The 19,168-nt window shown below is 67.0% G+C and carries 19 protein-coding genes; all 19 read left to right on the top strand.

The window, feature by feature from the left end:
• Positions 1 to 152 precede the first annotated feature (152 nt).
• Entirely contained in the window at positions 153 to 554 is a 402-nt protein-coding gene (flgB, locus tag ABIE04_RS16165) for a flagellar basal body rod protein FlgB (protein ID WP_354552548.1), read from the top strand.
• On the top strand, positions 554 to 970 hold the full coding sequence (flgC, locus tag ABIE04_RS16170; protein ID WP_056390382.1) for a flagellar basal body rod protein FlgC: 417 nt from the start codon (positions 554 to 556) through the stop codon (positions 968 to 970). Before flgB ends, flgC begins: the two co-directional genes overlap by 1 nt.
• A gap of 55 nt (positions 971 to 1,025) precedes the next feature.
• On the top strand, positions 1,026 to 1,673 hold the full coding sequence (locus ABIE04_RS16175) for a flagellar hook assembly protein FlgD (protein WP_354552555.1): 648 nt from the start codon (positions 1,026 to 1,028) through the stop codon (positions 1,671 to 1,673).
• 37 nt (positions 1,674 to 1,710) lie between these two features.
• Complete coding sequence (flgE, locus tag ABIE04_RS16180; protein ID WP_354552559.1) at positions 1,711 to 2,934, top strand: flagellar hook protein FlgE; 1,224 nt, start codon at positions 1,711 to 1,713, stop codon at positions 2,932 to 2,934.
• A 47-nt stretch (positions 2,935 to 2,981) separates the two neighbouring features.
• Entirely contained in the window at positions 2,982 to 3,722 is a 741-nt protein-coding gene (gene flgF / locus ABIE04_RS16185) for a flagellar basal-body rod protein FlgF (RefSeq protein WP_354552563.1), read from the top strand.
• Between the two features lie 50 nt (positions 3,723 to 3,772).
• Entirely contained in the window at positions 3,773 to 4,558 is a 786-nt protein-coding gene (gene flgG / locus ABIE04_RS16190; protein ID WP_354552565.1) for a flagellar basal-body rod protein FlgG, read from the top strand.
• Between the two features lie 14 nt (positions 4,559 to 4,572).
• Positions 4,573 to 5,256: a flagellar basal body L-ring protein FlgH gene (gene flgH, locus ABIE04_RS16195; protein WP_436410396.1), complete on the top strand. Its 684-nt coding sequence runs from the start codon at positions 4,573 to 4,575 to the stop codon at positions 5,254 to 5,256.
• The gene (locus tag ABIE04_RS16200; RefSeq protein ID WP_354552568.1) at positions 5,256 to 6,479 is read left to right on the top strand and encodes a flagellar basal body P-ring protein FlgI; all 1,224 of its coding nucleotides are present in this window, start codon (positions 5,256 to 5,258) and stop codon (positions 6,477 to 6,479) included. The genes flgH and ABIE04_RS16200 overlap by 1 nt, the downstream gene beginning before the upstream one ends.
• A 16-nt stretch (positions 6,480 to 6,495) precedes the next feature.
• The gene (flgJ, locus tag ABIE04_RS16205; RefSeq protein ID WP_354552571.1) at positions 6,496 to 7,581 is read left to right on the top strand and encodes a flagellar assembly peptidoglycan hydrolase FlgJ; all 1,086 of its coding nucleotides are present in this window, start codon (positions 6,496 to 6,498) and stop codon (positions 7,579 to 7,581) included.
• Positions 7,582 to 7,653: 72 nt separating this feature from the next.
• Complete coding sequence (gene flgK, locus ABIE04_RS16210) at positions 7,654 to 9,528, top strand: flagellar hook-associated protein FlgK (RefSeq protein ID WP_354552573.1); 1,875 nt, start codon at positions 7,654 to 7,656, stop codon at positions 9,526 to 9,528.
• Positions 9,529 to 9,531: 3 nt separating this feature from the next.
• Entirely contained in the window at positions 9,532 to 10,734 is a 1,203-nt protein-coding gene (flgL, locus tag ABIE04_RS16215; RefSeq protein WP_354552578.1) for a flagellar hook-associated protein FlgL, read from the top strand.
• Positions 10,735 to 10,860: 126 nt separating this feature from the next.
• The gene (locus ABIE04_RS16220) at positions 10,861 to 12,327 is read left to right on the top strand and encodes a flagellin (RefSeq protein WP_354552580.1); all 1,467 of its coding nucleotides are present in this window, start codon (positions 10,861 to 10,863) and stop codon (positions 12,325 to 12,327) included.
• Between the two features lie 63 nt (positions 12,328 to 12,390).
• Positions 12,391 to 13,785: a flagellar filament capping protein FliD gene (gene fliD, locus ABIE04_RS16225; RefSeq protein ID WP_354552582.1), complete on the top strand. Its 1,395-nt coding sequence runs from the start codon at positions 12,391 to 12,393 to the stop codon at positions 13,783 to 13,785.
• Positions 13,786 to 13,816: 31 nt separating this feature from the next.
• Positions 13,817 to 14,224, top strand: a complete 408-nt coding sequence (gene fliS / locus ABIE04_RS16230; RefSeq protein WP_354552586.1) for a flagellar export chaperone FliS — start codon at positions 13,817 to 13,819, stop codon at positions 14,222 to 14,224.
• Between the two features lie 2 nt (positions 14,225 to 14,226).
• Positions 14,227 to 14,505: a flagellar protein FliT gene (locus tag ABIE04_RS16235; protein ID WP_354552785.1), complete on the top strand. Its 279-nt coding sequence runs from the start codon at positions 14,227 to 14,229 to the stop codon at positions 14,503 to 14,505.
• A 78-nt stretch (positions 14,506 to 14,583) separates the two neighbouring features.
• The gene (locus ABIE04_RS16240; protein WP_354552590.1) at positions 14,584 to 15,183 is read left to right on the top strand and encodes a PilZ domain-containing protein; all 600 of its coding nucleotides are present in this window, start codon (positions 14,584 to 14,586) and stop codon (positions 15,181 to 15,183) included.
• Positions 15,184 to 15,531: 348 nt separating this feature from the next.
• Positions 15,532 to 16,956 carry a sigma-54 dependent transcriptional regulator gene (locus tag ABIE04_RS16245; RefSeq protein ID WP_354552592.1) on the top strand — a complete coding sequence of 475 codons (1,425 nt, stop codon included), beginning with the start codon at positions 15,532 to 15,534 and terminating at the stop codon, positions 16,954 to 16,956.
• A gap of 120 nt (positions 16,957 to 17,076) precedes the next feature.
• A complete protein-coding gene (gene fliE / locus ABIE04_RS16250; protein WP_354552594.1) occupies positions 17,077 to 17,403 on the top strand; it encodes a flagellar hook-basal body complex protein FliE in 327 nt (108 codons plus the stop codon).
• Positions 17,404 to 17,450: 47 nt separating this feature from the next.
• Positions 17,451 to 19,154, top strand: coding sequence for a flagellar basal-body MS-ring/collar protein FliF (gene fliF, locus ABIE04_RS16255; protein ID WP_354552599.1), 1,704 nt, complete (start codon positions 17,451 to 17,453; stop codon positions 19,152 to 19,154).
• Positions 19,155 to 19,168 lie beyond the last annotated feature (14 nt).

A 19,168-nucleotide genomic window follows, 5' to 3' on the forward strand; every position in this document is an offset into this window, starting at 1 on the left:
CCCGCCCGGCGTCAACAATCCGTCTTTCGGCGCCGCCGCTGCGGTGTCGGCGCCGGTGGCTGCCACGCCAGCCCAGCACCAGCAACGCTTTTTCCATGGTGGCATGCAATTTGCCTCCAGCTCCGTGCGGCAACTGCACGCGGAGCGAAGCGATGAGTCTGACCCCTGACAACCTGTTCGGCATACACACCCAGGCGCTGGACCTGTGGCAGCGCCGTACCGAAGTGCTCGCCAACAACCTGGCCAACGCCGACACGCCGGGCTATCTCGCCCGCGATGTCGACTTCCGCAAGGTGCTGGCCGCCGCGGGCGGCGGTTCGGACAAGCTGCCGTTGCAGACGACCGCGCCCGGCCAGATCGGCGCAGCCGACCAGGCGACAGACGGGCTGGCGTACCGCGTGCCGACCCAGCCGAGCATGGACGGCAATACCGTCGATGCGCAGGCCGAACAGGCCGCCTTTGCCGCCAATGGCGTGCACTACCAGGCCAGCCTGTCCTTCATCACTGCACAGATCCGCATGCTGCGCACCGCCATCAACGGAGGCCAGGGCTGATGTCGCTCTTCTCGATTTTCAACGTCGCCGGTTCCGGCATGGCGGCACAGTCGCTGCGCCTGAACACGGTGGCCAGCAACCTCGCCAATGCCGACAGCGTGGCGACCACGCCGGAAGCGGCCTACCGCGCGCGCGAACCCTTGTTCGCTGCCGTGAAGAGCCGGCTGGACGGCGGCGATGCGCCGGGTGAAGGCGTGCAGGTGCTCGGCGTCACCGAGAGCCAGGCGGCGATCCCGAGCCGCTACGAACCCGGCAACCCGCTGGCCGATGCCGACGGCTACGTCTACAGCAGCAACGTCAATCCGGTGGACGAGCTGGTCAACATGATTTCCGCTTCGCGTTCGTACCAGAACAACGTCGAGGTGATGAATTCGACGCGCCAGCTGATGCAGAAGACGCTGGATCTGGGCAAGTGAAGCGCGCACAGATGAGGCGCACGCGAATGAAATCCCTGCAGACGAGGAGCGCGGCATGAGCGACATGGGAATCGGAGGCGTCGGTTCGAGCGCTGCCAAGGCAGCCAGCGCGGGCAAGGACAAGACCCTGAGCCAGGCCGATTTCCTGAGCCTGCTGACGCAGCAGATGCGCAACCAGGATCCGACCAAGCCGATGGATTCGTCGCAGATGCTCAGCCAGCTCGCGCAGATCAGCCAGGTCTCGGCCACGCAGTCGCTGCAGGCCTCGTTCGACAGCCTGAGCCAGTCGCTGCAGGGCAACCAGTTGCTGCAGGCCAGCGGCATGGTCGGGCGCAATGTCACCGTGCCCTCGGCGGCCGGCCAGTTGCAGGACAGCGGCCTGGACGGTGCGGTCAACGTGCCCGACGGCGGCAACGCGGTGCTGGTGCAGGTCACCGACGCCGACGGCAACGTGCTGCGCACGCTGAACCTGGGCACGCCCGCGTCGGGACTGGTGGCATTCCACTGGGACGGCAAGGGCGACGACGGCACGGCACTGCCGACGGGAACCTACGGTTTGAAGGCGCAGGCCGGCAACACCGCCGTGGCCACTTATGTCAGCGGCAAGGTCAATGGCGTGGGCATGACCGGCAGCGACGGCACCTATCTGGATGTGGGCGGTTTTGGTGGGGTCCTGCTGAGTCAGGTCGCGCAGATCAACTGATGGCCCCGCGGGGCTTCAACACAGAGGAATTATCCCGATGCCTTTCAACATTGCCTTGAGCGGTCTCAACGCGGCCTCGAAGGATCTCGAGGTTACCGCCAACAACATCGCCAACACGGCCACCACGGGCTTCAAGGGCTCGCGCGCCCAGTTCGCCGAATTGTTCAACGCGGCCGGCCCCAACCTCAGTTCCAGCCAGACCGGCAGCGGCGTGCGGCTGACCAACGTGGCCCAGCAATTTACCGCCGGCAGCGTCGAGACGACCAACAACAGCCTGGACTTCGCCATCAGCGGCGAGGGCTTCTTCACCCTGCGCGACGGCAAGGGTTATTCCTATACGCGCGCCGGCGCGTTCCTGAAAGACCAGGACGGCTACGTGACGAATGCCAACGGCCAGCGCCTGCAGGTATTCCCGCCTGCCGCGAACGGCAGCTTCGACAACAGCACGATGACCGACCTGCAGTTGCTCACTTCGCAGAACGCGGCCAAGGCCACCAGCTCGGTGCAGATGTCGTTGAACCTGCCTTCCGACGCGGTCGCCCCGGCCACGGCATTCGATCCGGTCAACGATCCGACCAGCTTCAACCAGTCCACGCCGTTCACCGCCTACGACTCCCTCGGCGCCACGCACACCGGCGTCGTGTATTTCGTCAAGGATGCCGCCGCCAACGTGTGGAACGCGAACCTGTATGTCGACGGCACGTCGACCGGTGCGTCGCAGCAGCTCACCTTCAACAGCAGCGGTGCGCTGGTCGCGCCGGCCAACGGCAAGCTGAGCTTCCCGGCGGTCTCGGTCAGCCCCGGCGCCGACCCGATGCAGCTTACCCTCGACATGAGCAAGGCCACCCAGTTCGGCAATGCCTATGCGGCCAGCGCGATCAATCCGGACGGCTATCCGACCGGCATCCTTTCCAGCATCGACGTATCCAGGGAAGGCGTGGTGCAGGCCAAATACTCCAATGGCCAGAGCACGGCGCTCGGACAGCTGGCCATGGCCCAGTTCTCCAACGAACAGGGCCTGCGCCAGCTGGACAACACCAACTGGGCCGCTTCCTTCGATTCCGGCACGCCGATCATGGGCGCCGCCGGCAACGGCACGTTCGGCGGCGTGCAGGCCGGTGCACTGGAGGCGTCCAACACGGCCGACCTCACCGCGCAGCTGGTCAACATGATCAAGGCGCAGCGCAACTACCAGGCCAACGCGCAGGTGATCTCCACCGACAACCAGCTGACCCAGACCATCATCAACATCCGCAACTGACGTAACGCATTCTCCCGCCGTGTCGGGAGGGTGCATCGAGGTTTCCCATGGATCGTTCGCTCTATGTAGCCATGACCGGCGCCACGCAGATGATGCGCGAGCAGTCGGAGGTGGCGCACAACCTGGCCAACGCCGACACGGTCGGCTTCAAGGCGCAGCTGTCGGCGTTCCAGCCGCTGGCGGTGCAGGGCCCCGGCATGCCCACGCGGATCAACGGCGTGGCGCAGGGCCTGGGCGTCGACATGCGCGAGGGTGGCCAGATCGAGACCGGCCGCGAGCTGGACGTGGCCGTGCAGGGGGCGGGCTGGATCGCGGTGCAGGGCGCCGACGGCAACGAAGGCTATACCCGCGCCGGCGAGTTGCGGCTGACTCCGGATGGCCTGCTCACCGACGCCCGCGGCAACCTGGTGCTGGGCGACGGCGGCCCGATCAGCGTGCCGCAGAGCGCGCAGATGAACATCGGCGCCGACGGCACCGTTTCGGTGGTGCCGATGGGGCAGGGCCCGGAGACGATCGCCGCGGTCGGCCGCATCAAGCTGGTCAACCCGGCATCCGACCAGCTCGCGCTGGGCAGCGACGGGCTGATGCACCTGAAGGACGGTGTCACGGCAGACGCCGACCCGGCGGTGACGCTGAAGTCCGGCGTGCTCGAATCCAGCAACGTCAATCCATCGCAGACGCTGGTGCAGATGATCCAGCTGTCGCGCCAGTACGAATTGCAGATCCGGGCCATCCACAGCGCCGACGAAAACGCGCAGTCGGCTTCGCGCCTGCTGCAGATGACCTGATCACACGAATTTCATAAAGACATCCAGACGTCCAGACGGAGTCCATCGACATGTTCTCATCCCTGTGGGTAGCCAAGACCGGCCTCGATGCGCAGCAGACGCGCATGGACGTGATCTCGAACAACCTCGCCAACGCCAATACCACCGGCTACAAGAGCGCGCGTGCCTCGTTCCAGGACCTGGTCTACCAGAACCTGCGCCAGCCGGGCGGCCAGACCACCGAGCAGACCCAGGCGCCGTCCGGCCTGATGCTGGGCACCGGCGTGCGCGTGGCCGGCAGCGAAAAGCTGTTCACCCAGGGCAACATCGAGCAGACCGGCAACTCGCTGGACGTGGCCGTGCAGGGCCGCGGCTTCCTGCAGGTGACGATGCCCGACGGCACCATCGCCTATACCCGCGACGGCTCGTTGCACATGGACCAGAACGGCCAGATCGTCACCGCCAACGGCTACGCGGTGGACCCCGCGGTGAGCATTCCGGCGAATGCGCAAAGCGTCACCATCGGCAGCGACGGCACCATCAGCGTGAGCCTGCCGGGCCAGGCCGCGACGCAGCAGATCGGCACCGTGCAGCTGGCTGACTTCATCAACCCCGCCGGCCTGCAGCCGAACGGCGACAATCTTTATCTGGAAACCGCCTCCAGCGGTTCGCCGCAGATCGGCCAGCCGGGATTGAACGGCCTGGGCACGCTGGCGCAGGGTGCGCTGGAAAGCTCCAACGTCAATGTGGTGGAGCAGATGGTCGACATGATCGAGACCCAGCGCACCTACGAGATGAACTCCAAGGCGGTGTCCGCCGCCGACTCGATGCTGCAGTTCCTCACCAACAAGACCTGAGGCATGCCGTGATGATGCTGGACCGTTGCCGTTTTCCGTTCGTGTTGTGCGCGCTTGCCCTGCTGGCCGGCTGCGCCAGCGGCCCGCGCGCGCACGACGATGCCGAATGGGCGCCGACGCCGCCGCCCGCGCAGCAGATCGCGCCGGCGCAGGCTGACGGCTCGATCTACCACGACCAGCAGAACATGGAACTGTTCGCCGATCCGCGCGCGCATCGCGTCGGCGACATCCTCACCGTGGCGCTGGTGGAAAGCACCCAGGCCAGCAAGAAGGCCACCACCAGCACCAGCAAGACCGACAAGGCCAACATCGCCTCGCCGACGATTCTCGGCCAGGGGCTCTCGATCGGCGGCAAGGTGGCGAACATCGGACTGGACGGCGAGCGCAGCTTCGACGGCGCCGGCTCCAGCACGCAGAGCAACCAGCTCACCGGACAGATCACCGTCACCGTGGCGCAGCGCCTCACCAACGGCAACCTGCTGGTACGCGGCGAGAAGTGGCTGACCATCAATCAGGGCCAGGAGCTGGTGCGCATCTCCGGCATCGTGCGCCCGCAGGACATCGGCCAGGACAACGTGGTGCCGTCCACCCGCGTCGCCGACGCGCGGATCAGCTACACCGGCCGCGGCACCCTGGCCGACGCGAACACGCGCGGCTGGCTGTCGCGCTTCTTCAATTCCAAGTGGATGCCGTTCTGATGAAAGCCACGCCACGCGCTTTTGCTCCCTCCCCTGCGTGCAGGGGAGGGTTGGGGTGGGGTGCTCTTGACCTTAAAAGTAAAAGCTTCACCCCCTCCCAACCTCCCCCTGCGCGCAGGGGGAGGAGCCTGTGCGCGGCGGTTCTCGCGCTTCTGCTGGTGCTCGTCGCCCCTGCCCACGCCGACAAGATCCGCGACCTCGTGCAGGTGGCCGGCGTGCGCAGCAACCAGCTGATCGGCTACGGCCTGGTGGTGGGCCTGGATGGCAGCGGCGACCAGACCACGCAGGCGCCGTTCACCACCCAGAGCCTGGAGAACATGCTGCAGCAGTTCGGCATCACGGTGCCGGCGAACGCGCGGCCGCAGCTGAAGAACGCCGCGGCAGTGATGGTGACGGCGGACCTGCCGCCGTTTGCCAAGCCGGGCCAGACCATCGACGTCACCGTCGCCTCGATCGGCAACGCCAAGAGCATTCGCGGCGGCCAGCTGCTGATGGCGCCGTTGCGCGGCGCCGACGGCAATGTCTACGCGGTGGCGCAGGGCAGCGTGGTGGTCGGCGGCATCAGTGCCCAGGGCAAGAGCGGTTCCAGCGTGCAGGTGAACATTTCCGCCAGCGGGCGCATTCCCAACGGCGCCTCGGTGGAGCGCGTGGTGGCCTCGTCGTTTGCCGGCGGCGGCGACCTGATGCTGAACCTCAACACCGCCGACTTCACCACCGCCACGCGCATCGCCACGGCGATCAACCAGGCCTACGGCGCGGGCACCGCGCAGCCGCTCGACGGCGGCTCGGTGTCCGTGCGCGGGCCGCAGGACCCGGCGCAGAAGGTGGCGTGGCTGGGCGCGATCCAGAATCTCGACGTGCAGCCGGGCGATGCCCCGGCGCGGATCGTGGTGAACTCGCGTACAGGCACGGTGGTGATCGGTTCCGACGTGCGCGTCAGCGCCGCCGCGGTGGCGCACGGCGCGATCCAGGTCACCATCGGCGAGCAGGCGCAGGTCAGCCAGCCGGCGCCGTTCAGCCAGGGACAGACCGCGATCGTGCCGAGCAGCAGCGTGCAGGTCAGCGAAGAGGGCGCGCACATGTTCAAGTTCGGCCCGGGCGTGAGCCTGGACACCATCGTGCGCGCGGTGAACCAGGTCGGCGCCACGCCGAGCGACCTGATCTCGATCCTGCAGGCGTTGAAGCAGGCTGGCGCGCTGCATGCGGACCTCGTGGTGATCTGACCGGAGTGACGGGACCATGACGCCGATCAACAGCACATCGCCCGCGCTCGATACCTGGACCGAACTGTCCGGGTTCCAGCAGTTGCGTGCGCAGGCGCGCAGCGACGGCGGCAAGAGCGCGCTGCCGGCGGTGGCCAAGCAGTTCGAGGCGATCTTCACCCAGATGATGCTGAAGTCGATGCGCGACGCCAATGCCAGCATGGGCAGCGACATCGCCGGCAGCGAGCAGGTCAACTCTTATCGCGACATGTTCGACCAGCAGCTGTCGCTGAGCCTGGCGAACGGCCACAACGGCCTTGGCATCGCGAAGATGCTGGTGCGCCAGCTTGGCGGCAAACCGGACGCTGCGGCTGCAACCGCGGCCGATGCCAGCCACGGCCTGCCGCTGCCCGGCGCCGGCGTGCCCAACGCGAATGTACGTGCGTTACTCCAGCTGGGCGCCAGCGATGCTGCGGTCGACGGCGCCGGCGACGCAGCCGGCAACGCCGGCATCATGGCCATGCCATCGACGGCCGATGCTGGCTCGGCGTGGCGCCAGGCGCTGGACCGCATGGCGCAAGGCGCGCTGGACGTGGCCGGCACGGCGGCGAAGCTGTTGCCGGGCGGCGACCCGGTGGGCTTCGTCCGCGCCCTCGCGCCGCATGCCCAGCTGGCCGCGGAAAAACTTGGCGTATCGGTGCGCGCGCTGCTGGCGCAGGCGGCGCTGGAAACGGGCTGGGGCAAGCACCTGCCCAGCCATGGCGACGGCAGCAGCAGCAACAACCTGTTCGGCATCAAGGCCGGCAGCAGCTGGGATGGCGACAAGGTCAGCGTGCCCACGCTGGAATACGAGAACGGCGTGGCGGTGCGCCGGCGCGATCAGTTCCGCGCCTACGACTCGCCGTCCGAGTCGTTCGCCGACTACGCCAGCCTGCTGGCCGACAGCCCGCGCTACGCGCAGGCGCTGGGCCAGGGCGAGAACATCGCCGGCTTCGCGCGGGCACTGGTAAACGGCGGTTACGCGACCGACCCATCGTACGTCGCCAAGATCACCGCGATCGCCAACAGCCCGCAGATGCGCGAGGCGCTGGCGACACTCCGACTGTCGGGCGAACTCAAGTGAACACCCGCCCGGCCGTTACCGTTGTCACGCACCGCGCCGTTCCGGCGCTGCTGCAGGCGTTGAGGATGTTCCATGGCTGACATGCTTTCGACCGGCGTGTCCGGGCTGCTTGCCGCGCAGATCGGACTTAGTACGGTAAGCCACAACGTGGCCAACGCGAACACCGACGGCTACAGCCGCCAGGTGGTGTCGTTCGGCGCCCGGCTGCCCGAAGGACAGGCCAATTACTACGTCGGCACCGGCGTCAATACCGTGGCGGTGCAGCGTGCGTACAGCCAGTTCCTGAACAGTTCGCTGTGGTCGGCCAGCTCCGGACAGGGGCGCGCCAGCGCCATGGCCAGCCTCACCGGCCAGCTCAACAACCAGCTTTCCGGCAGCAGCAATCTGCAGACTTCGCTGGACAGTTTCTTCGGCGCCGTGCAGGACATGGCCAACGCGCCGTCGGACGCCGCTTCGCGCCAGGTGCTGCTGGCCCGGGCCGGCGGACTCGCCAGCACGTTCCGTGCGCTGTCCGGCCAGTTCAACCAGCTTTCCGGCCAGGTGCAGCAGCAGATCGGCGACACCGTCGATTCGATCAACAGCGACAGCCAGTCGATCGCCAAATTGAACGGCCTGATCCGATCCTCGCAGGCCACCGACGGCACGCCGCCAGCCGACCTGCTCGACCAGCGCGATGCGCTGGTGAAGAAGCTGGCCGGCCAGGTCGGCATCAGCGTGGTGCCGCAGAACGACAACACCATCAGCGTGTTCGTGGGCAACGGCCAGGCGCTAGTCACCGGCACCGAGGCGCATGCGCTGGGTACCGCGCCCAACATGTACGACGCCACCCGCCGGGAAGTGGTCGGCGCGGCCTCGGGCAACGTGCTCAGCGGCCGCATCGGCGGCGGCACCCTGGGTGCGCTGCTGGATTTCCGCAGCAACGTGCTGGATCCCGCGCAGAACCAGCTGGGCCGCACGGCACAGGCGCTGGCCAGCGCATTCAATGCGCAACATGCGCAGGGCGCGGACCTGCAGGGCGAGATCGGCGGCACGTTCTTCGACGTCGCCGGCCCGACCGTGCAGGCGGCCGGCACCAACAGCGGCAGCGGCACGCTGGATGCCGGCATCGGCGACATCGGCGCGCTGACCGGCAAGGACTATGTGCTGAGCTACGACGGCAGCAACTGGAGCATGCGCGACACCAACGGCAGCAGCGTCGCGCTCAGCGGCAGCGGCACCGTCGCCGATCCGTTCACCGCCGCCGGGCTGAGCCTGGTGGTGGGCGGCAGCGCCAGTGCCGGCGACAGTTTCCGCGTGCAGCCCAGCCGCAACGCCGCCGCGAGTTTTTCGGTAGTGATCGACGACCCCGACAAGATCGCCGCCGCCGCGCCGCTGAAGGCCACCGCCGCGGCCGGCAACACCGGCACGGCGGCGCCCAGCGTCGGCATCAGCGACGGCAGCGACGCCAACCTGTTCAACAGTAGTTCCGTCGTGTTCACCTCGCCGACCAGCTACAGCGTCGATGGTGGCCCGGCGCAGGTCTTCACCCCCGGCCAGCCGATTGTCCATAACGGCTGGAGCATGCAGCTCAGCGGCGCACCGCAGGCAGGCGACAGCTTCGGCGTGCAGGCCAACAGCAATGCGCAGGGCGACAACAGCAACGCGCTGATGCTGGGCAAGGTCGCCAACCTGGGCGTGCTCGATGGCGGCGTCACCAGCGCGGGCCGCGCCTATAGCCAGCTGGTCAGCCAGGTCGGCAGCGCCGGCGCGCTGGCCGGCGACGACCTGACCACGCAGACCGCGGTGTACAACCAGGCGATGAGTTCGCAGCAGAGCGTGTCGGGCGTGAACCTGGACGAGGAGGCCGCCAACCTGTTGCGCTACCAGCAGGCGTATCAGGCTTCCGCGCAGGTCATCAGCACCGCCAACAACATCTTCGGCGCGCTGCTCAGCGCCGTGCAGGGGTAAGCCATGCGAGTCTCCACCAGCTGGATGCAGCAGCAGTCCGTCGGCAGCATGATGGACCGGCAGAGCGACCTGTCCGACCTCAACATCCAGTTGAGCACCGGCAAGCGCATCAACCAGCCGTCCGACGATCCGGTGGGCGCGGCGCGCGCACTGGATTTGTCGCATCTGACCGCCGACGTCACGCAATACCAGCGCAACATCACCACGGCCAACGCGCGGCTGGGACTGGAGGACCAGACCCTGTCCAACATCAGCGGTGTGCTGGGTCGCGTGCGCACGCTGCTGCTGCAGGCCGCCAACGGCTCGCAGACCGACGAGACCCGCGGCGACATCGCCGCCGAGATGGTGCAGTTGCGCCAGCAGTTGCTCGGCCAGGCCAACAGCAAGGACGGCCAGGGCGACTACATCTTCGCGGGCAACCGTACCGGTACCGCGCCGTTCGCTTCGCAGAACGGCGTGAGCTACCTGGGCGACGACGGCCAGCGCATGGTGGCCGCCGGCCCCGGCCTGCAGGTGGCCACCGGCGATCCGGGCAGTGCGGTGTTCGCGGACATTCCCACCGGCAACGGCAAGTTCGCGATCAGCGCCGGCGCGGTGAATACGGGCAGCGCGGTGGCCGGTGCCAGCAGCGTCAGCGATCCCAACGCGAATCCTTCGGCGTGGGACGGCGGCGACTACAGCATCGTGTTCACCGCCGCCGATGCGTATGAAGTGCGCGACGGCACCGGCACGGTGCTGGACAGCGGCAGCTACGACGCAAGCAGCGGCGGCAGCATCACCTTCCGTGGCGCGCAGGTGGCATTCAGCGGCGTGCCCGACGCCGGCGACACATTCTCGCTGGGAGCGTCCGCCAAACAGGACGTGTTCACCACGCTGGACAACATCATCAACACGCTGCGCCAGCCCAACGGCGGCGGTGCCGACATGCAGAACGGCATCAACACGCAGTTCGCGAATCTCGACCAGGCGATCGACACGATCACGCGCACGCGCGGCATGGTCGGCGCGCGCATGAACGCGCTCGATCAGCAGAGCGGACTCAACGATGACCTGACCCTGCAGTACAAGAGCGCGCTGTCGGACGTGCAGGATCTGAACTACTACGACGCGATCAGCCAGCTCGGTGCGCAGACCACGGCGCTGCAGGCGGCACAGCAGACATTCACCAAGATCCAGGGTTCAAAATTGTTCGATTATTTGCGTTGACAAGGCTCAAGTTTCGGTGTTGTGGGTCGAAACAGTTCACAAGGCGGATGCATTCAATGGTGAATCCCCGCCGGATTGTCTGAGCCGACCTCAAGTCGGCACACCACCCCGATTCGGAGAATTCCCATGGTCATGAGCGTCATCACCAACATCAGCTCGCTGAATGCCCAGAAAAACCTGGCGACGTCACAGAGCAAGCTGGCCACCGCGATCTCGCGCCTCTCCTCTGGCATGCGCATCAACAGCGCCAAGGACGATGCTGCCGGTCTCGCCATTTCCACTCGCTTCACCACCCAGATCAACGGCCTCAACCAGGCCGTCAGCAACGCCAATGACGGCATCTCTCTGGCGCAGACCACCGAGTCGGCGCTGAACGAGGTGACCAACAACATGCAGCGCATCCGCACGCTGGCGGTGCAGTCGGCCAACGCCACCAACTCCGACAGCGACCGCGCCGCGCTCGATGCCGAAGTGCAGCAGCGTCTGTCGGAAATCACCCGTATCTCCCAGCAGACCACGTTCAACGGCCGCCACGTGCTCGACGGCACCTTCGGCAGCGCCGCGTTCCAGATCGGTGCGAACGTCGGCGAGACGATCTCGGTGAACCTGAGCCAGGGCGCCGGCGCCAAGCAGGTCGGTCAGATGGCCACCTCGGCGACCGGCGACATCAGCAGCCTGTTCACTTCCGGCGGCAGCGCCGCAACCGCGTCGGTGGCCACGGCCACGGGCGTTGCGGGCTTTGACTACAGCGGCGCTGGATCCAAGAGCTTCAGCGTCGATGGCACCGCGGTTGTCCTGAATACGGCCGAGACCGACCAGGCGACCCTGGTGGCTGACGTGCAGAGCCAGTTGGATGCGGGCACCGGCGGTGCCGGTGTCTACACGGTCGCCGCCAGCGGCGCCACCGGCTTCACCATCACCACCACGGCCACGGGCGCCAGCAGCGCGATGACCATCGGCGGCACCGATGCAGCGTTCATCACCGGCAACGTTGCCGGCGCGGATGCCGTCGCCGGTACCGCGTCCGACCTGGTCCTCGCCACTGGCGACCTGACCATCGACGGCACGGACATGGCGGGCAGCTACAAGGACGCTCAGAGCCTCGTCGATGCGATCAACAGCAAGGGCATTGCCGGCGTCTCCGCCTACTACGACAGCAGCAGCAAGGAAATGCATCTGAACGCGCAGGCCGCGCTGACCGTGGACGGCACCAAGGCCGGTGCGGGCGCGGGCAACCTGGGCTTCTCCGGTGCCGGCGCCACCGCCATTGCCACCGGCGGTGATCTGGCCAGCAGCAACGTGAAGACCGTGAGCGGCGCGAACGACACCATCAGCCGCATCGATGCCGCCTTGGGCACCATCAGCTCCATGCGCAGTGACCTCGGCGCGGTGCAGAACCGCTTCGATTCCACCATCGCCAACCTGCAGACCATCTCGCAGAACCTCAGCTCGTCGCGCAGCCAGATCCAGGATGCCGACTTCGCCGCGGAGACCGCGAACATGTCCAGCGCGAACATCCTGCAACAGGCCGGCGTCTCGGTGCTGGCGCAGGCCAACGCTTCCACCCAGAGCGTGCTCAAGCTGCTGCAGTAACTTGCCACCGGAACGGCCGCGGATGTCCGCGGCCGTTCCATTTGAAACCAGGAAAGCCCGATCATGGCGATTACCGTCAATTCCACGACACCCACCACGGGCCTGTTGACCTCGATGGGCGTCGGATCGGGCCTCGATGTGGCCACCCTGGTCAACCAGCTGGTGGCGGCCAAGAAGACTCCCCAGCAGAACCAGATCACCAGTCAGGCCGCTTCCGCCAACACCCAGCTTTCGGCCCTGGGCCAGATCAACGCCGCGCTTTCCGCGCTGCAGTCGGCCATGGCCTCGATCAGCGACGGCAGTGCGTTCAGCGCGCACAGTGTCACCAGCAGCGATACCGACGTATTGAATGCCACCGCCACCGGCAATGCCGTGGCCGGCAGCTACAAGATCGAAGTGACCCAATTGGCCAGCGCCCTCAAGGCGTCCTCCGGCGCGTTCACCGACAGCAGCACCCAGATCGGCACGGGTACCCTCACCATCACGGTGGGCGGGCAAGCCATGAATCTTTCCATCGATGGCAGCAATGGTTCGCTGGCATCGATCCGCGACGCGATCAACAAGGCCAGCGACAATCCCGGCGTCAGCGCCACCATCGTCAACGGCACCGACGGCGCACACCTGGTGCTGAGCGGCACCCGCACCGGCGCGGCCAACGGCTTCACGGTGTCGAGCAGCGGTGGCGACGGCGGTCTTGCCGCGCTCAACTATGATCCGGCGGCCTCCAGCGGCAACGGGCTGAGCGTGATCAATGCGGCCAGCGACGCGCTCTACACCATCGACGGCCTGGCGGCGAACAGCGCCGGCAACAGCGTCAGCACGGCCATCGACGGCCTCACCCTCAACCTGTCCACGTTGGGTACCAGCACGGTCAGCGTGGCCGATGACCCGTCCAAGGCCACCAGCGCGCTGACCAACCTGGTCAATACCTACAACAGCTTCGTCGGCATCTATCAGAACCTGACCAAATACGATGCGACGAGCAAGGTCGCCGGCGCGATGATCGGCGACGCCACGCTCAACGGCATCAACAGCACCTTGTCGCGGATCATCGGCGGCAGCGCCAACGGCGCCACGCTGTCCTCGATCGGCATTTCGTTGCAGGTGGACGGCACCCTGAAGCTCGACAACGACAAGCTTTCCGCCGCACTCGGCGATGGCGGCAAGCAGGTCAGCGACCTGTTCGGCGGCGACAACGGCTTCTCCGCCCAACTGGGCGCGCAGCTGACCCAATGGGTGGGTGACGGCGGCGTGCTGGCCGGCCGCACCGACAGCATCAGCCAGCAGCTGAAGGACCTGGGTGACCAGCAGACCGCGCTGGACGCCCGCATGGACAGCCTCACCGCGCGCTACCAGGCGCAGTTCACCGCGCTCGACACGCTGATGTCCAAGCTCAACAGCACCAGCAGTTATCTGCAGCAGCAGTTCGACGTGCTCACCAACGCCAACAAGAAGTAGTTCTCAGGGATACCAGCAGGAGGATATGGTCATGGCATTCGGCTACGGCGCAGGCGCCTATCAACAAGTTCGCTCGCATGGCGGCGTGGAGTCGGCGGACCCGCACGGCCTGATCACGCTGCTGATGGACGGTGCGCTGGAGCGGCTGGTGAAGGCCCGTGCGCACATGGTCCGTGGCGAAGTCGCCGCCAAGGGTGAAGCGATCTCGCGCTGCATCGAGATCCTCGGCGGATTGCGCGGGAGCCTCGATCCCAAGGCCGACCCCGTGCTGGTCGAGCGGCTGGATTCGCTGTACGACTACATGAGCCGCCGCCTGCTGCAGGCCAACCTGCGCGACGATGCCGCCCTGATCGACGAGGTCAGCAACCTGCTGCAACCCATCCGCGACAGCTGGGTGAAGGTTGCCCCTGCTGCAGCCCAGCCTGCGGTCAGCGCGTGAGCATGGACATCCTGGAACACGCATTGCAGCTGACCCGCAGCATGCTGGACGCGGCACGCGCGCAGGAATGGTCCCGCCTGATCGAACTGGAGGTCGAGCGCGAACCGTTGCTGTTGCGCCGGCACGCATCCGACCCGGCCACCCTCGCACAGCTGGGCGAGATTCTGGCGTACGATCGCGAGCTGCAGGCGATCGTCGGCGGCGCACGGGATTCGGCAGCCGAACAGTGGCAGCGGGAAACCGGTCGCGCCCGCGCGATCGCCGCCTACGCCCAGCCATGACAGGCCGCGGCTGCTGATCTTCATCTCCGAAGCCGCCGGCGTGGCGGTCTCGGCATCACCGCGTCGCGGAGCCGCGCCATGACCTCAGACAGCATGACTCCGGGCAGTACGATCCCAGGCAGCCTGGCCCCCGGCGGCTGGGACGATTTCGAGCAACGGGTCAGCTGCGAAGAGAGCCTACACGCCGACTGCGAGCCGCTTGCCTGGCCGCCGTCGCACGCACAGCTGCAGCAGCTTTCCGAGCGCAACGCCAACACGTTGGCGGCCATCGCCGCGCTGGAGGAGCGCCGTGCCGATACCGGCGAGGACGACAGCCCGCTGATGCAGGAAGTGCTGCGCATGGACGCCAAGCTCAACGTGCTCGTGGAAATCGTCAACAACCTGCTGGTACCCGGCAGCGTGCTGCCGCCGCGGCAACTGCTGCGCTTCAATGCGCTCGGCGCGATCCTGCCTGCGGGCCTGGCGCCGGCCGATGGCGGACTGTTGCTGCGCATCCGCTTCGATCTCTGCCGAAGCCTTCCGCTTGAACTCGCCGCGCGGGTGGAGCGTCAATTCGACGATGGTCGGGTGTTCGTGGTCTTTGCGCCGCTCGGCGATGCATTGGGTGACGCAATTGAGCGGCTGGTTTTCCGCCATCACCGACGCAAAGTGGCAGGGTCGCGTCAGCCGCTTGGTTGAGGCGCGATTTGGTCCACAAGTCAGATGTGATGCAGTTCGCAATTACGCAACCCGGTTGCCAGTTCCCTGGACGCCGGTCACACCTGGCACGCGCGCAGGGTCACGCTGCGGATATCCGGTAAACGGTTCATGTTTCATGCAGTTACAGGACACGCCGGCGCATGTTCGCCGGCGTGGCAGCGTCTGCTTTTCCGACAGGTGACGTTTTGCCGTCGCGACGGCCTGAAAAATTGGCCTCCTTATTGCTCATGGTTCATCAGGCCGGCAACGGAAACCCGGCATCGATGAAAAAGCGGTTCCAACGGAAGCATGGGGCCGCCAAACAAGCAGTGTGGTAAGGAGAAAGCGATGCAGAAATTCGACTTCCTGGTCATCGAATCCGACGAAACACGCGTGGATTCCGTGCTCTCGGCGCTCAACTTCCTTGGCTACCGGCCGCAGCATGGCATTGCCTGCCGCGAGATGGACGAATCCACCCATGCCTGGCGCGCGGTATACATCGGCAGCGTCGACGATGCCGCCGAGGCGGAGCGCCAGCTGGCCCTGCTGGGTGCCGCCGCGTCGCACGTTCCGGTGCTACTGGCCAGCGACTCGCCCTGGGTCGAACGCTTCAGCGCGCCGGCGTCGCCGTTTGCCGCGCGGGTGGCGACCCTCACGTTCCCGTTGCGCTACGAGAAGATGGCCGAGGCCATGCGCAACATCTATGCGCGCCTGCTCGGCGGCCAGTCCAGTGGCCTGCGCTTTGTCGGCAACTCGGCGCCGATGGTCCGCGTCAACGGCTTGATCCGCCAGGTCGCGCCATTCGATTCCACCGTGCTGGTGCTGGGCGAATCGGGCACCGGCAAGGAAATGGTGGCGCGTGCGATCCACGAGCATTCGCCGCGCCGGGACAAGCCCTTCGTGGCGATCAACTGCGGGGCGATTCCGGCGGAGTTGCTGGAGAGCGAGCTGTTCGGCCACGAGAAGGGCTCCTTCACCGGCGCGATCAGTGCGCGCAAGGGCCGTTTCGAAATGGCCGAAGGCGGCACCCTGTTCCTCGACGAGGTCGGCGACATGAGCCTGCCGATGCAGGTGAAGCTGTTGCGCGTGCTGCAGGAACGCGCCTACGAGCGGGTGGGCGGCAGCAAGACCCTGCGCTGCGACGTGCGCATCATTGCCGCCACGCACCGCAACCTGGAGCAGTCGATCGCCAGCGACCGCTTCCGCGAGGACCTGTTCTATCGCCTCAGCGTGTTCCCGCTCGAGCTGCCGTCGCTGCGCGAGCGGCTGGAGGACCTGCCGATCCTGATCGGCGAGTTCAACCAGCGTCTCGCCCGCCGCGGGCTGGGCGTAGTGCGCTTCAGTGCCGGCGCGATGCAGGCGCTGCGCGCGCATGCCTGGCCGGGCAACGTGCGCGAGCTTTCCAACCTGGTCGAACGCATGGCGATCCTGTTCCCGCACGGCGAGGTACGCGGCAGCGACCTGCCGAAGAAATATCGCGACCAGCAGGTCGGCGACGAAGTGCACGGCGCGGCCTTGCTGGCACTGATGGAGGACGAGTTGCCGGCGAGCGAGGCTGGCGTGCAGCCGGTAGCCGAATCGCTGCGCATCCTGCCCGAGCATGGCCTGGACCTGAAGGATCACCTGGCCGACATCGAAGTGGGGCTGATCCGTCAGGCCCTCGATGCCACCGGCGGCGTGGTGGCGCATGCGGCGCGCCTGCTGCACATGCAGCGCACCACCCTGGTGGAGAAGCTGCGCAAGTACGGGTTGCAAAGCAGCCTGGCGGCATAGCGCCGGCAATGGCGATGCCGGGAAGGGGGCGCCGGATCAGCACGTGGCACGGCTCGTGCTTTTGTCCCTGGTAAACCCGTCACGCGCCGGGATTCCGTCATGAGTCAGGGGTCAATCGACATGAGCACCATCGACGTCAACAACCTGCTTTCCCAGATGCGTCAGATGACGGCGCAAGTGCGCCCGCCGGAAACCGCATTCAAGCCGGCGCCCGTCGGCGGGCAAGCCGATTTTTCCGACGTTCTCAAACAATCCATTTCCGCCGTGGGCCGCAGCCAGATGGAAGCCGGCCGCATGGCCGCGAGTTTCGAACGCGGCGATCCCGGTGCAGACCTCGGTCGCACGATGATCGCGGTGCAGAAGGCCGACCTCTCGCTGCGCACCATGGTCGAGGTGCGCAACAAGCTGGTCGATGCGTACAAGGAAATCATGAACATGCCGGTCTGACGCGCACGCGTCGATCCGACTTCGCCCCCTAGCCCAAGAGCAGCACCATGGCAGACAACGCCATCGCGACGACCGGAGACAACGGTTCGCGCCTGGACCCCTTCAAACAGCTCGCGCGCAACCCGGCGACGCGGCAGCTCGTGCTGCTGGTGGCGGTGGCTGCAGCCGTGGCGCTGGGCGTGGCCGTGGTGCTGTGGTCGCGCGGCCCGAACTACGGGCTGCTGTATGCCGGCCTGGAACAGAAGGACGCCTCGGCGATCACGCAGGAATTGCAGGCGGGCAATACGCCTTACCAGCTGAGCAGCGACGGCTCGTCGATCATGGCGCCGGCCGCCGACCTGGCTGCCCTGCGACTGAAGCTGGCCGCGAAAGGCCTGCCCCAGGGCAGCGCGGCCAGCAGCGCGCTGCCGGCCACCGACTCGCCGTTCGGCATGAGCGACCTGGCCGAGCGCACCCGCTACCAGCAACTGCTGGAAGCCGATCTGGGTGCAACCATCGGCGGACTGCAGTCGGTGCGCGCGGCGCGCGTGCACCTGGCGCTGCCGAAGCCCTCCGCGTTCATCCGCGACAACCGGGAAGCCAGCGCGTCGGTGCTGGTCACCCTGTATCCGGGCCGCCAGCTCGATGCTGGCCAGGTGGCGGCGATCGTGCACCTGGTGGCGGCCAGCGTGCCGAACCTGGAAGCGGGCCAGGTTTCCGTGATCGACCAGCAGGGCCAGTTGCTGACCACCGATCCGGAAAGCCCGGGAGCGATAGGCGACAACCGCCTGCGCATCGCCACGCGAATCGAGAACACCTACGCACAGCGCATCGAGGAGCTGTTGATGCCGCTGGTCGGCCCCGGCCGGGTGCATGCGCAGGTGCATGCCGACCTGGATTTCAGCCGGACCGAGAAAGCCACCGAGACGTTCGGCCACGAACATCCGGCGCTGCGCAGCGAGCAGACCAGCAGCGAGCAGCACGGCGCGGAGGCCGCTGTCGGTGGCGTGCCCGGCGCGCTCAGCAACCAGCCGCCGACCATGGTCGCGCAACCCACGGCGGCCAAGCCGGACGCCGGCAAGACGGCGGCCGCGACGGCCACGGCGGCGGCCGCCAGCCCGGGCGAGAGCTCCAGCAGCGCCACCCGCAACTACGAGCTCGATCGCACCATCAGCCATGTCAGCGATCCGGCCGGGCGGCTGGCCCGGCTTACCGTGGCGGTGGTGCTGGACGACAAACTGGTCAGTCCCGACAAGCCGGGCGATCCGGCCGACGATGCGGCGGCAGCGCCCAAGGCCGTGCCGTTCAGTGCGCAGGAGCTGCAGCACCTGACCGACCTGACCAAGAACGCCGTGGGCTTCGATGCGGCCCGCGGCGACAGCGTCAGCGTGGTCAACCAGGCATTCCAGCGCGGCCCGGCGCTCGATGCGTTGCCCGAAACCCCGCTGTGGGGACGACCGGGCGTGATGGACCTGATCAAGCAGGGGATCGGCGTGCTGATCGCGCTGCTGGTGGCGTTCGGCCTGCTGCGCCCGCTGCTGAAGGGATTGCTGCGCGGCGAAACGGCGGCGCGCGCGCTGCCGTCGCCGATGCCGCAGATCTCGGTGCGCGTCGACGACGATCCGGCAGCCAACGAGCCGGCCCGACTGAGCGGTGTCATACCGACGCTCTCGTATGAACAACGCGTCGGCCAGGCACGGCGGATGGTCGGCGAAAACTCCAAACAGGTGGCGCAAGTCGTGAAGAACTGGGTGAGCGAAGATGGCAATTAATCGTTCCGATGCGC

Origin of the sequence: Rhodanobacter soli, from assembly GCF_040548735.1 — a bacterium.
Lineage (GTDB): Bacteria > Pseudomonadota > Gammaproteobacteria > Xanthomonadales > Rhodanobacteraceae > Rhodanobacter > Rhodanobacter soli_A.